Source organism: Geomonas edaphica (genome assembly GCF_004917075.1).
Classification (GTDB): domain Bacteria; phylum Desulfobacterota; class Desulfuromonadia; order Geobacterales; family Geobacteraceae; genus Geomonas; species Geomonas edaphica.
In genome coordinates, this window is the sequence record NZ_SSYB01000001.1 from 1,251,907 (window position 1) to 1,266,117 (window position 14,211).

Annotated in this window: 10 protein-coding genes; all 10 read left to right on the forward strand. The window is 62.9% G+C overall.

The features are described 5' to 3' along the window. The first annotated feature begins 26 nt into the window (after window positions 1-26). The 10 genes from E8K79_RS05445 (at window position 27) to E8K79_RS05495 (ending at window position 14,207) form a co-directional block, all read left to right on the forward strand. A complete protein-coding gene (locus E8K79_RS05445) occupies window positions 27-698 on the forward strand; it encodes a heavy metal response regulator transcription factor (RefSeq protein ID WP_136513811.1) in 672 nt (223 codons plus the stop codon). Continuing rightward, window positions 679-2,121, forward strand: a complete 1,443-nt coding sequence (locus E8K79_RS05450) for a heavy metal sensor histidine kinase (RefSeq protein ID WP_136513812.1) — start codon at window positions 679-681, stop codon at window positions 2,119-2,121. The genes E8K79_RS05445 and E8K79_RS05450 overlap by 20 nt, the downstream gene beginning before the upstream one ends. Window positions 2,122-2,485: 364 nt before the next feature. Then, window positions 2,486-3,457, forward strand: coding sequence for an NHL repeat-containing protein (locus tag E8K79_RS05460; RefSeq protein ID WP_136513814.1), 972 nt, complete (start codon window positions 2,486-2,488; stop codon window positions 3,455-3,457). Window positions 3,458-3,533: 76 nt separating this feature from the next. After that, window positions 3,534-4,892, forward strand: coding sequence for a cytochrome C (locus E8K79_RS05465; protein WP_136513815.1), 1,359 nt, complete (start codon window positions 3,534-3,536; stop codon window positions 4,890-4,892). Window positions 4,893-5,023: 131 nt separating this feature from the next. Continuing rightward, window positions 5,024-6,421, forward strand: coding sequence for a YncE family protein (locus tag E8K79_RS05470; RefSeq protein ID WP_136513816.1), 1,398 nt, complete (start codon window positions 5,024-5,026; stop codon window positions 6,419-6,421). Window positions 6,422-6,428: 7 nt separating this feature from the next. Next, window positions 6,429-8,666 carry a hypothetical protein gene (locus E8K79_RS05475; RefSeq protein WP_162604600.1) on the forward strand — a complete coding sequence of 746 codons (2,238 nt, stop codon included), beginning with the start codon at window positions 6,429-6,431 and terminating at the stop codon, window positions 8,664-8,666. 26 nt (window positions 8,667-8,692) lie between these two features. After that, on the forward strand, window positions 8,693-9,262 hold the full coding sequence (locus tag E8K79_RS05480) for a GNA1162 family protein (RefSeq protein WP_136513818.1): 570 nt from the start codon (window positions 8,693-8,695) through the stop codon (window positions 9,260-9,262). Then, window positions 9,237-10,334 (forward strand): hypothetical protein, encoded by a 1,098-nt coding sequence (locus E8K79_RS05485; protein WP_136513819.1) that lies wholly within the window; start codon window positions 9,237-9,239, stop codon window positions 10,332-10,334. The genes E8K79_RS05480 and E8K79_RS05485 overlap by 26 nt, the downstream gene beginning before the upstream one ends. 84 nt (window positions 10,335-10,418) lie before the next feature. Beyond that, the gene (locus E8K79_RS05490; RefSeq protein WP_162604601.1) at window positions 10,419-12,215 is read left to right on the forward strand and encodes a peptidylprolyl isomerase; all 1,797 of its coding nucleotides are present in this window, start codon (window positions 10,419-10,421) and stop codon (window positions 12,213-12,215) included. Between the two features lie 18 nt (window positions 12,216-12,233). Further along, window positions 12,234-14,207: a cytochrome c3 family protein gene (locus tag E8K79_RS05495; RefSeq protein WP_136513821.1), complete on the forward strand. Its 1,974-nt coding sequence runs from the start codon at window positions 12,234-12,236 to the stop codon at window positions 14,205-14,207. Window positions 14,208-14,211 lie beyond the last annotated feature (4 nt).

Consider the following 14,211-nt stretch of genomic DNA (forward strand, 5'->3'; position numbering starts at 1 on the left):
ATGCAATTGTGGCAGTGAGATAATCCATGCGCCTCTTGATCGTAGAAGACGAGTTAAAGACAGCGACATTCCTGAAAAAAGGGCTCACCGAAAACGGATTTGTCGTCGACACCGCGCCTAACGGTGAGGACGGCCTGCATCTGGTCCTCACGGGAACCTACGACCTCGTCATCCTGGACGTCGGGCTCCCCGAGCGCTCAGGCTGGTCCGTTGTGACGGAGATACGCCAGCACGGCAAGGGACTCCCGGTGCTGTTTTTGACTGCGCGAGATACCGTCACCGACCGTATCAAAGGTCTGGAACTGGGTGCCGACGACTACCTGGTGAAGCCGTTTTCCTTTGCCGAACTGCTGGTCAGGGTGCGCACTATCCTGCGTCGCGGCCCCCTGCGCAACGAGGATACCCTCCAGATCGCCGATCTGACCATCGACCTGAACCGGCACCGGGCCTTCCGCTCCGGGACCCGCCTTGACCTTGCCCCCAAAGAATTTTCCCTGCTCTCCCTTTTGGCCCGCCGGGCGGGAGAGGTGCTTACCCGAACCGTCATCGCCGATCAGCTATGGGACATGAACTTCGATAGCGGCACCAACGTGGTGGATGTGGCAATCCGGCGCTTGCGCACCAAGGTGGACGATCCGTTCCCACAAAAGTTGATTCACACCATTCGTGGAGTCGGTTATGTCCTTGAAGAGCGCTAGCAGCCCCTGCAGTTTCTTCAAAAAGTTATCCATCACCGGCAGGCTCACCCTTCTCTATATCCTGTCCGCGGTGATAACCCTACTGGGCGGCATCACCTACATCACCTGGTCCATGTACCAGGTGATGGAACAGGCCGACAGTGACTTCGTCCAGGCGCGACTGCAAACCTACCGTGCTCTTTTTTCCGACCGTCCTGGCGATCTGGAAACCATCCGCAAGGACATCGAGTGGGAGGGGATCAACGTCGCCACCCCGGAGTACTACATCCGCATCGAGGACAGCTCCGGACGGCTTCTGGTTGAGACGCCGGGGATGTCGCAGGTACTCCCGTCGAGCCTCTTCCACTGCGTCCTGACCCACCCCCGCCAAATAACCACCCGCTACCTGCATGCGGTCAACGGCCGAGAATACCTGATCAGCTGCGATCTGGAGCCTGTCGGGCATCCTACGGGCGGCATCATCCAGATAGGCCTCGACGTCACCGCCGAAATAAAGGCCATCCGCAAGAAGCAGGTCCAGTTGGTGATCATCTTCATAAGTGGGATAGTGGCGGCAACCGGCGTCGGAGTCCTCGTCGCACGCAAGGCGCTGTCGCCCCTGCGTGACATCACTGGAGTGGCAAAGCAGATAACGGTAGAACGGATCAGCGAGCGCCTCGACCCGCTGCAGTGGCCGGTTGAACTGAGGCACTTTGCATCGGCCTTCAACGAGATGCTGGGGCGGCTCGAGGAGTCGTTCACCAAGCTCTCCCAGAGCTCTTCCAACCTTGCCCACGAACTGCGCACCCCCATAAACAACCTGCTCGGGGTGACCGAGGTCGCCCTTACCCGCGACCGCCCCCCAGAGGAATACCGAAAGACCCTCGAGTCAAACGTCGAGGAGTATCATCGTCTGTCGCGCCTGATCGACGATATGCTGTTCCTGGCGCGCGCGGATCACCCCACCCAGCGCTTCAAATTCGTCCTTTTCGATCCAGCCAAAGAGATTGAGAAAGTCTGCGCTTTTTACGAACCGGTCGCCGAAGACAAGGGGATCGCTATCAGCTACAGCGGCAGCGGACTCATGTACGGCGTCCCCCAGATGCTGGAACGGGCCGTCAGCAACCTGGTCGGTAACGCGCTGCAGTATTCCCCGCCCGGATGCGTCGTCGAGGTCCGGACGCTGACCACCGGGGACGGCTCTCAGGAGGTCCAGGTGCGCGATTCAGGCCACGGCATGAAGCCCGAGGAAGTGGATCGCGTGTTCGACCGGTTCTACCGCGGGGACCGGCACCGGACCCTGCATCCGGAAGGCTCCGGACTCGGCCTGTCCATCGTGAAATCCATCGTGGAGCTGCATCACGGGACCATTTCCGTCAAAAGCTCCCCGGATCACGGCACGGCCATACTGCTCCGCTTCCCCCCTCCCCCGCCCGACGCCTAGTTCCGCCCCGCCCCCCTGTCACGCTCGACCTCCCCTGTCACGCTCGACCTGCCGTTACCTTCGCCCTGCCGTAACCTCGCCCTGCCGTAACCTCGCCCTGCCGCACCATTTCTTTCCTGCCCGTAATGCCTGCGCGTCGGGACCATGCCCCGCAGCAACCTTACCAAATGGTAATGTCGGCAACAGATTCCGGTAAGGCTTCTTCAGCTATCATCCCCATCAAACCCAACTCTTTAGGTAAAGAACAGCACATTACCAAATGGCAACGTTGCGGCAACGCTCCGGAAATGGCGCGTGTCGTATGCTTCGGACACCTGTGGTGCTCCGCCACATGCGTCGTCCCCAGGATGATCATCGGTTCCACATGTACAAGATTTACCGCGGCATGCTGCTCTCTCTCATCTTCCTGACCGCCATGGCGTCCCCGGCCCCGGCGGCTCTCTTCAGAGCGGCCTATCTCTACACACTTTCGGACTTCAACGGGGCGATCCCATACAACTGGGTCAACCTCGCGGTCGACCGGCGCGACGAGGAGACCTACGTCGCGGACCCTGCCGGCCGGTCGGTACGGGTCTTCAATGACAGCGGCATGGAAGTGTACCGCTTCGGCGACAACGGCGATTTCGGCAACATAACCGCGGTGGCGGTGGCAGACAGCGGTGAGATCTTCGTCCTATCCCGGTCCAACGCAAGCTACGCGGTGACCCGTTGCGACTACCGGGGGGAACCAAAGGCGAGGCTTGCCATGAAGGGGCTCCCCCCCGAGTACGCAACTGACTTCGTACCGGACACCATCTGCTGGCACGGGGATCGCCTCTACCTAGTCGACAGGAACACCATGAAGGTGGCGCTGACCGACCGGGAGGGGAGCTTCGGCTCTGGATACGACCTGGGAACCATCCTCGGGTTTAGCAAGAAACAAATAAGCGAATCCGGAATGGTCGGCTTCAGCGTGGACAACGAGGGGGATCTCCTCTTCACGGTGCCGGTCTTCTTCTCCGCCTACCTGGTCACTCCCGGCCACCAAGTACGTTCCTTCGGCATGCGTGGCAGCACGCCTGGGAAGTTCAACATAGTAAGCGGCATCGCCTCCGATGAGCGGGGGAACATCTACGTGGCCGACACCCTGCGCTGCGTGGTGATGATCTTCGACAGGGATTTCAGTTTCCAGGCCGAGTTCGGCTTTAGGGGACTGGAGCCGGGAAACCTCATTGCTCCTATGGAACTCGTCGTCAACCATGACCGGGTTTACGTGGCCCAGAGCCGGGCCAGGGGCGTCAGCGTCTACCGGGTATTCCAGACCCAGCCGTCAGCGACCAGCACGAAGGGGGGGTGAGAAGAAGCGAACAGTACTCAAAACGGTGCAGTTGGTAACTAAATCTTTGCATTTTTTGGATTGAAAAGGAGACACAATGAAAGCAGCTAAGTCTTTGACAGCAGCAGCGGTCCTTACCCTTCTGGCCTCCGGCAGCGCCTTCGCCTACCATGACGGCGGCGTGGCGTACTGTGACGGGTGCCACACCATGCACAACTCCTCCGGCAACAAGGCGATGGGCACCGGCAGCAACGCCACCCAACTCAAAGGGGTCACCTACCTGCTCCAGGGCAGCGACCAGAGCTCGACCTGCCTCAACTGCCACGCCACCACCTCCGCTAAGGCAGGGAGCTACCACATCATGACCACCGACGCCGCCGCGGGCGGCACGGTTCCCTCCAACTACACCCCCGGCGGCGACTTCGCCTGGGTGAAGGAAACCTTCAACTACAACAGCCACGGCACCCCGACCACCAGCCTTGGCGAGCGCCACGGCCACAACGTCGTCGCCGCCGACTTCGGCATCACCCCCGACTCCACCCTGAGCACCGCCCCGGGCGGCAACTACCCCGCGGCGAACCTGGCCTGCTCGAGCTGCCACGATCCCCACGGCAAGTACCGCATCGTCGACGCATCGGGCACCGTGCAGCGCCCCGTCGTCGCGGGCACCGGCTACAACGGAGCCAACGACGTAGCGGTCTCCTTGCCGATCAACGGCTCCGGCTCCTACGGCGCTGCTCCGACCACCACCGAGGCGGTCGGCGTCTACCGCCTGTTGGGTGGCCCGGGATACCTCCCGGATTCCGTGGCGGGCGTCGCAGGCATCCAGCCGTTTGCAGCACTGCCTCCGTATGCCGTCGCACCGGCCACCTACAACCGCTCCGAGGCGAGCACCGACACCCGCGTAGCGTACGGTACCGGTATGTCCGAGTGGTGCGCCAACTGCCATACCAACATCCACAACTCCACCGCCAACTATGACGGCGGCACTAGCCTCATCCACCCGGCCAGCAGCGACTCCACCCTGGGTGCGAACATCCTTGCCAACTACAACGCCTACGTAAGCTCCGGCAACTTCGGCGGCACCGTGGCCGGCGCCTACACCTCCATGGTGCCCTTCGAAGAGGGGACCAACAACCGCGCCAACCTGGCCCTGCACTCCGTCAACGACGGTTCCCAGAAAGGTGGCGCCGACAGCAACTCCAACGTCATGTGCCTCTCCTGCCACAGGGCCCATGCCTCCGGCTGGGACAGCATGACCCGCTGGACCAACAAGACCGAGTTCCTCACCGTGGCAGGCGCCTACCCCGGCACCGACTCCACCAACACCTCGGCACAGTCCTACGGCCTTGGCCGCACCATGAACGAGGTCCAGGCAACCTTCTACCAGAGGCCGGCTACCGTCTACGCTACCTACCAGCGGTCCCTGTGCAACAAGTGCCACGCCAAGGACTAACGAGGCACCCCGTTTAACGAGGCCTTAGCGCCTCACCATGCCGCAACCGGGCTGGCCTTCGGGCCAGCCCGGTTCTCACGGAAATCGTATGATCCCAAAGCCGGGGCCCCGCCCCGGCAGCGTGGCCCCCTATGAAGATACGTCTCATCGCCATCGTCCTGGCTGCCTTTTTGGCCGGATGCCAGACGCAGCTCGTCTCGCTACGGCAGCCCCTCATCGAAGAGGGGGCGCTTTATCTCTACACCCGCCCTTTTCCACCGGCGGCGGAGCGCCTGAGCTTCACCCTGGAAGGAATCAGCGCGGTGCGCGAGGACGGTGTTGAGTTTCCCGTCCCCCTGGCGCTGAAGGAGGTGAAGCCTGCAGAGCTTACCCGGCAGCGTTTCCTCGGCTCATCCACCCTCCCCCCGGGAAGCTACACGGGCCTTGCCCTGCGCATCTCGCACCCGCTTTTGCGCCGCGAGGAGGGGAGCGCGGCCCTGCAGGCACCGGAACGGGTGACGGTCAACGCCCCCTTCACGGTGCAAAAACAGAAAGCGCTCCTGCTCTCACTTTCCTTTGATTACGACAACTCCATCGGGGCCGGTTTCAGATTTACCCCGGTGTTTACCGTCCGTGAGCCGCGCAGGCCCGTCGTCGGGCTGGCTGGCTACGTCACCATCCCAGAGGCCAACGCCATCGCCATCTTCGACAAGCAGTCGGCCGAGGTCGCCGGTTTCATAGCCACCGGCAAGGCTCCCCGCGGCGTCATATTCGACCAGCAGCGCAGGCGCGCCTACGTCGCCCTCTCCGGGGATGACGCTCTGCAGGTGATCGACATGGTAACCGGCGAAGAGGTGCGCAGGATCAGGCTCACACCCGGCGACTCCCCGGAAGAACTAGCCCTCTCCCCCGATGGCAAGACGCTGCTGTCGGTCAACAAGGGTTCCAACACGGTGAGTTTTGTGGACCCGCAGGGGTATTTCGAGACGGGGCGCCTGGCGGTGGGGGATGCCCCCTCCTCGGTGCTCATCGACCCCACCGGGCAGAGAGGGTACGTATTCAACAGCTTCGCAAGCACCATGACCGTCCTCGACCTCGCGCGCAGGGCGGTAAGCGCCACGGTGGGGAGCGCGCCCGGAGATGGACACGGCGCGTTCAGCCGCAGCGGCGACCAGCTCTACGCGGCACACGCGCTCAGCTCGTACCTGGACGTCCTCGACCCCTTCACCCTGGCACAACAGCGGAGGTACTACGTGGGGATGGGGGTGTGCGCCCTGAAAGTCGACCAGCGCTCCGGCATCGTCTACACCGGGCGCAAGTCCGATGCGTGGGTGCAGGCTCTCGAGCCCTTCACCTTCAACACCATCGCCACCGTGCCGCTGGGGGGAAGCCCGGCGTACCTCACCATCGACGCAGACGAGAACAGGCTGTACGCCGTAAATCCCGCGCGCAGGCGGGTGCAGCTCGTTAACCTCGTGAGCTACCGCCTGGAAAACGAACTGGAGCTCCCCGCACCCCCGCACCGGCTTGCGCTGATGGGCGAAAGGTGACCGTCCGGTGCACGGCACGATGTTCAAAGGGGCAGCTCTGCGACTAGCCAACGCCTGCCTTGTCTGCCTCTTCTGGTGTCTGCTGCAGCCGCAACGTGCCTCGGCGGACCTTCTCAACGGCTACCTGGAGTGGGACTACAGCCACCTCCAGTCACAGACCCGGGACGCAACCGGCACTAGCGGCGCCCAGAAGGGGGACGGTTTGACCCAGAAGTACAGCCTGATGTTGAACAAGAGCTTTCTCCCGCTATTGTCCCTGCGCGCCGGCTACCTGTGGGAAAGCGACCGCAACTGGCTCACCGCCAACGGGTCAGAGGCTCGCTCCTCTATCACCACGTCGCTACCGAGCGTGGACCTGCTCATGGGAAGCCCGATGCTGAACGCAAGCCTTGGCTACAGCAAGAGAAAGGAGAGCGACTCCACCGCGGGGACCTCCCTTCCCGACCGCTACAACGAGGAGTACCACGCTTCCCTTGGGTGGCGGCCGGAGGGACTCCCGGCAGTGAGCCTCCTCCTTACCAGGATCAACACCTTTGACGGCCTGCGTCAGCTGGAGGACAGCAGCAACGACCGGGCCACGCTGGGGATCACCTACAACGTGAAGAACCTCGACCTCAAATACCTCTTCAACTACAACGACCAAAAGGACAGGCTCCTGGGGCTCGACGTATCCCAGCTGTCCCACACCGGCACGGCAAGCTACAGCGGGCAGTTCTTCGACGAGCGCGTCTCGCTCTATTCCACCTACAACGTGAGCGAGCAGGGTACCGCCACCTCGTCCAGCGGCAGGGGCATGGTGGACCAGCAGCTCTTGCCGTTTTCCGGGCTCGCCGCCCTTACCGGCCCGGGGCAGCAGTACGTGGTCCCCGAGACCGCCACCCTGGGGAGCTACCCGCTGCTCGTCGACGGCAACCTGGATAAGAGTGCGGGGATCGACCTCGGCCCGCAGCCGGGACCGCAGGCGAAGAGAAACTTCGGCTTCGACTTCCAGAACCCGCAGACAACGGTGAACCGGGTGCTGCTCTGGGTCGCCACTTCCAACGGCCAAAGGCTCCCCGACGCCATCGCCCGGCAGTACACCTGGACCGTCTACCAAAGCCAGGACAACCTCGCCTGGGCCCCGGTCAGCACCGTCACCGGGCTCACCCTGGACCCGTTCCAGAACCGCTTCGAGATCAAGTTCGCCCCGGTCGCCACCCGCTACCTGAAGGTGGTCGCTGCGCCGCTCGACCCGGCGCAGGTCCCCCCCGGCATCATCGGCTTCCCCCCATCCTTCAACCTCTTTGTCACCGAGATCCAGGCCTTCGACGAGGTGCCGGCGGCATCGGTGCAGAAAAACAGCAACGTCCTTTCTCAGATGCTGAACACGGACGTGAAGGTCCGGCTGACCGACTCACCGGCGCTCTACTACGACGGCTCCTTCTTCCTGACCAGCTCTTTGCCCAACGGCTTCACCAAATGGACCGTGAGTAACGCCCTCATGGCGGAGCACCGCTTCAACGACTGGCTCTCCGGGAGCGCGAGGGGAGCCAGGGAGGACAGCGAGGAACCGAAGGGGCACCGGGGCGCCTTCGTCTACAGCGCTTTGTTGCGCATGACTCCCCTGCCGACCCTGAGCGACACCATCACCTACTCCGGGCGCCGCGAGTCCTTTCAAGGAAAGACAAGCGGCGCTGACGCCTTGTTTATCAGCAACACCGCGGAGCTCTACCAGGGGGTGAACCTCAATGCCAGCGGCGGCCTGAGCCTATCCAGCACCGACAGCGGAGCACGGATCAGGGCCTACAACGCCCTCTTCGGGGTGAACCTGAAGCCCCGCGGCGACCTGAGTCTCAACGCGAACTACAGCTGGAACAGCTCCTTAGCCACCGGTGCAGGTATCAGCGACACGTCCATCAGCACACAGCGCGAGGACATCGGCCTCACCTATCGCCCCTTTACCACGCTCTACCTGACCAGCTCCTTTTCGCTTTTGCAGCAAAGCGGTCAGGCTGGCACCACCTTTCAGAATTACGGGATCAACTGGTCCCCGTTCCCCGACGGCACGCTGCAGTTCAACTTCGCCTACTCGGAGAACCTGGCCTCGCTGAACCAGCAAAAGAGCAAGATGCTGACACCGGGGCTCACCTGGAAGATAACACCGCGCACCACCCTGGATGCGTCCTATCAGAGACTCAACACCTCTTCCTCCTCCGGCACCGAGAGCTCGCAGACCATAAGCGCGGTGCTCAGGAGCTCGTTCTAGGAAAGGAACGCACACTGGAGCACGTTATGCCCAAGCGATGGATACCGCCAATCATAACCCTCGTTCTTCTTGCCCTGGCCGGCTGTGCCGGTCCAGCAGAGGTGTATCGCGACGCCAACATGGACTTCGGGGCCCTGCACACCGTCGCCATCATGCCGCTGGCCAACCTGACCCGCGAGACGTCCGCGGCGGAGCGGGTTCGAGACGTCTTCACCACCAAGCTCCTGGCAACCGGCGCACTGTACGTCATCCCCCCGGGCGAAGTCGCCCGCGGTATCAGCAGGGTCGGCATCAGTAACCCGGTCGCCCCCAGCACCGAGGAGCTCACCAAGGTGGCGGGGGTGATCAAGGCGGACGCCGTCATCACCGGCACGGTAAAAGAGTACGGGGAGGTCCGTTCCGGAAGCTCAGCTGCCAACAGCATCTCCCTCAGCTTCCAGCTTCTGGAGACCCAGACCGGCAAGGTGGTCTGGTCCGCCTCAACCACCATGGGGGGAATCGGCATCACGGACCGGCTCTTCGGCGGCGGTGGTGAACCGATGAACGACATCACCGAGCGGGCGGTTAACGATGCCATCAAGAAACTCTTTCAGTAGCCTCGTCGCCCTTCTACTCGTGCTGCTCGTCGCCGGCTGTGCTCCGCTGCGCCGTGCCGCATGGACCGGGGACGAGGCGGGCAACGCAGAGGGGGGCGTGGCCATTCTCCCCTTGCAAAACCTAAGCGGCGGGACAGCACCGGTCACCGAACTGCGGCAGGAGCTCGCCAGGCGCCTTGCCCTGCGGGGCATGAAGATCCTACCGGAAGCGCAGTTGGAGCAGTTCATGGCGCGGCACCGTCTGCGCTATGTGGGGGGGATCGACGCGGCCACGGCGCAGGCGCTACGCCGCGAGACCGGGGCGCGAGGGGTGCTCATTACCGAGGTGGAGCTCTACCGCACCCCCTTCCCTCCCCGGGTCGCCCTCACCTCACGCCTAGTGACTACGGAGGAGACCCCGAGAATCGTGCACATGGAGAGCGTGGCGCTCTCGGGAAACGACGCCCCTGGCCTTCTCGGTGTGGGGCTGGTTAGGAGGCCGCAAGAGGTGACCGACCGGGCGATCCAACTGCTGGCTGAGGCGTTGACCGGAGAAAAGCCGCAGCCAATTCCGAGGGTGTCTTTGGGATCGGACTCCGTGTACCTCGCCCGCCCGCTCGAACCGGGACGGAGTTACCGGGTGGCCGTGCTCCCCTTCTTCGACAAGGGAAACCACGGCTACGCCGGCGAGATCCTGGCGCTGCACTTCATCGGCGAGCTGGTCAGGCAGGGGAGGTTCCAGGTGATCGAGCCGGGGACGGTACGCGAAGACCTTCTGCGCTACCGGATCATCATGGAGGACGGGGTCTCGCTGGCAGACGCGGAGCTCCTCTTCGGGATGCTCAGCACGGACCTCATCCTCACCGGCGAGGTCAACGACTTCGAGGACCTGCAGGGGGCCCAGGCTGCGCCCAAGGTCGACTTTTCCGCGCTGCTCCTGGAGCGGAGCAGCCGCCGGGCGGTCTGGTCCATGGGCGACCACCGGACCGGGATGGACCGAGTCCGCTTTTTCGATATCGGCAGGATAGTAACGGCAAGCGCCCTGGCCGCCGGGATGGTGCACCAGGCGGTTGAAGAAAGCCTCGGCCGCTAGCGGGCAAGCGCGCCGCGGCATAAGGATAGGCAGAGAGCACGACGGACAGCAGTGCACCGCACTACACACATGAAGGAAGGGACCATGAACATGAATGCGATGAAGTTACTTTTGATCACGGCACTTTGCGCGGGGACCCCGGCCTGGGCCGGCGAAGCTGCCGCCACCGCCACAAAGACGCCGGCCACGCTGGCCGCCAAGCCCCGGGAAACCGTGCAAGAAAAGGGAAGCAGTGAGAAAGGGAAGCCGGCCCCCCAGAAGGAGGGGGTGACGGTCCTGCTCCAGGCCCCGACCTTCTCACCGCGCTTCGCTCAGACCCCGATCGCGCTGGTGAACGATGACCCCATCCTCATGCAGGAGTTCACCGATGCCCTCGGAAGCATTCACGAGGGGGCGGGTTCCGGAGCCGATACCAAGGCGGGTAAGAAAAACTACCAGTCGGTGCTCGATCGTCTGGTAAGCGCGCGGCTCATCATGGCCGAGGGGTTCAACATGGGGCTCGACGAGTTGCCCGAGGCGAAAAAAGGGATCAGCGACTTCTCGGCAAGTAGCCTCGGCGAAATCCTGAAGAGGCACCAGCTCGATGGGGTCAAACCGGACCAGAAGGTCGTGGACCGGATCTACCAGGACCTGGTCAAGGAGTGGAAGATCAGGTCGGTCAAGTTCGACAAGAAGGATGACGCCGATAAGCTCGCGGAGCAGCTAAAGGGAGGCGGGAAGTTCGATCCCCTGGCCGACAAGCTGATCGACGCGGGCCAGGTCCAGGGGGGCAAGGAGGGAGAATGGGTGCAGCCCAAGGGACTTCTGCCCCAGATCGCCCAGGCCCTGTCCCGCATGAAGGATGGCGAGGTGACCGCGGTGCTCCCGGTCGGGCCGGCGTTCACCCTGGTGGAACTCCAGGAGGTCCGCTTTCCGAAGGGGAACGACCAGGCGCTCGAGGAGGCGACTCAGCGCGCCCTCGAGCTTAAGAGCAACCAGGTTCTGGACCAGTACTGGAAAGACCTGGAGAAAAAGTACGTCACCCTGCACAAGAAGGTGCTGGACAAGCTCGACTTCGAGGCGCCTCGCCCAGGCTTCGACAAGCTTTTGAAAGACCGGCGGGTCGTGGCGGATATCCGCGGCGAAAAACCGATCACGGTCGGCGACCTAGCCGCCGCCATCAGGGGGAAATTCTTCCACGGCATCGGCGAGGCCATCAAGATCAAGAAGGTGAACGAAGGGAAGGTCCCCGCGTTGGAAGACATGCTTCTGGCAAGGGTTTTCAAGATGGAAGCACTCAAACAGGGGATCGACCGGAGCGATGAGTACAAAAACGCGAACAAGAAGTACCGCGATTCCATCGTCTTCGGCATGTTCATCGACAAGGTAGTGGTGCCGGAAATCAAGGTGACCAACGGCGAGGTGGAGGACTATTACAAGGCACACGTGGCCGACTACTCCTCCCCGGAGATGATCAAGCTGAAGGAGCTCGTGTTCGCCAAGGGCGAGGACGCCGAAAGCGCGGCCGAGAAGTTGAGAAAAGGGGCTGAATTCCAGTGGCTTTCCGCGAACGCCGCAGGGCAGGTGCCGTCGGGAAGCGAGGGTCGACTCGAGTTCGGCGACACCCCCTGGATCACCAAGAAGCTGGCCCCGGCAGTGCAACTCGCCCTGGCCGGTGCGAAAGGCGGCGATTTCAGGCTCTACACGAGCCCAGAGGGGTACAGCTATGTGCTGGCGGTACAAGACGTGATCCCGGCCAAGCCCGCCCCGCTGGAGAGCGCTCGCAAGGAGATCGCCAAGAAGCTCTACGGGGAGAAGGTGAACAAATCCATCGAGGAGTGGGGAGAAAAGCTCCGCAAGGCATACCAGGTGAAGCTCTACCTGGCGGAACCGGCGCAGTAGAGCGAGCAAGGAGAGACCATGTCGGGAAAGAAGAGTAAATACGGGATTCCGGTCGGCGTCGTCGCAGCCCTGCTCTATGCAGCCATAGTGCTCTGCACCAGCCCGAGCCACGCCGCAATGAGTTTCGCCAAGAAGGGGTGCCTTGACTGCCACAAGAAGTTCGTGACGCAGTACCTCGGGATGAAGGACGTGCACCCGGTCGTAAAGGAACAGAAGTGCGAGGAGTGCCACCTGCGCCACGGCATCGTGCCCAAGCTCCTTTTGAAGGAGTCGGGCAACGCGCTCTGTCTTAAGTGCCATCCCAAGGATAAGATCGGCATGAACAAGGCGAACGTGCACAGCGCCTTGAAAAACGGTAGCTGTACCCTGTGCCATTCCCCCCATGCATCCCAGTCCGCCCGGCTCTTGAAAGGTGACGGGAACCAGGTCTGCTACCAGTGCCACAAGAAGGAACTCTTCGAGAAGAAGGTTGTGCACCAGGCGCTTTCCCGTGACGGCTGCAAGGCCTGCCACGTCGCCCACAGCTCGGACCAGAAGAACCTTCTGGCCCAGGCGGAGCCGAAGCTCTGCCTGTCGTGCCACGACAGCAAGGGCGCCGGCTTCAAAAAAGCCCACGGCGGCTATCCGGTGGAAAAGGCGCGCTGCACCGTATGCCACAATCCGCACTCCTCCGAAAAGCCCAAGCTCCTGAAGGGAAGCGTCCACGACCCGGTGCAGAGCGCGTCGTGCGACGGCTGCCACAACGCCCCCGCCGCGGACAACCCCTTCGGCGTCACCCAGAAAGGAAGCGAGCTCTGCTACCAGTGCCACGATGCTACGAAACTCAAAATGGGGGGAAGCGTCGAGCACGCCCCGTTCAGCGGAGGGGACTGCCTCTCCTGCCACAACCCGCACACCTCGGAGTTTTCCAAGCTCACCGTCCGTGACGGCAACGCGCTCTGCATCGGCTGCCACAAGGAAAAGGGGGCCGGAATGACCGCCCCGCATGCCGCCGTCACCACGGGGAAGGGATGCCTCTCCTGCCACAAGCCACACGCGGCAGGGAAGAAGCTCCTGGTCGCCCAGGGGGCGGATCTCTGCTACGGGTGCCACGCCAAGGTGAAGGAGAGCCAGTCCATGAGCGACGTGCACTTCCCATTCGCCGAGGGTGACTGCACATCGTGTCACAACCCGCACGGCTCCAACATCCACGGTATGGTCAAGGCGCGCATGGACACGGTCTGCTACGGCTGCCACAGCGACAAGGAGAGCGCATTCAAGAAAAACCACACGCACGCCCCAGTGCTAAACGGCAACTGCGTGGCCTGCCACGCCCCCCATGCCTCCGCCCAGGGTGCGCTGCTCAAGGCTCCCGCGGACGACCTCTGCGCGAAGTGCCACGCAAAGCTCATGGAGCAGGAAACCGGAGGCTCCAACCACGCACCCTTCAAACGCAAGAACTGCCTCGGGTGCCACGACTCGCACGCGTCCAACACCCCCGGGATGCTGGCCAAGAAACAGGAGGCGCTCTGCCTTTCCTGCCATCTGGACATAGAGAAGGGGCTCAAGGGCAAGGGGAGCAAGCACGCCCCCCTTATGAACGGAGGGGAGTGCACCAAGTGCCACAACCCGCACAAGTCCAAGCTGAACCGCCTGCTGCTCGCGCCGAGCCCGGACCTCTGCCTCACCTGCCACAAGCAGATCAAGGAGAAGATGGGGAAGGAAACGCCGCACCAGCCTGCACAGAAAGACTGCACAACCTGCCACCGGCCGCACTTCTCCGCTGAGGGGTCCCTTTTGGCCGAGCCGGTCAGGACCACCTGCAGCGAGTGCCACGACCTGAAGTCGGAACAGTTCGGCAAGGACCACCTGAACATCAACCCGGACGGGATCAACTGCGTGAGCTGCCACAACCCGCACGCGTCCAAGGACTCCAAGTTCTTCAAGGACACGCTCCATCCCCCCTTTGCGGCACGAACCTGCGACGACTGCCATATCGTCGAGAAGCGCTGAGAGG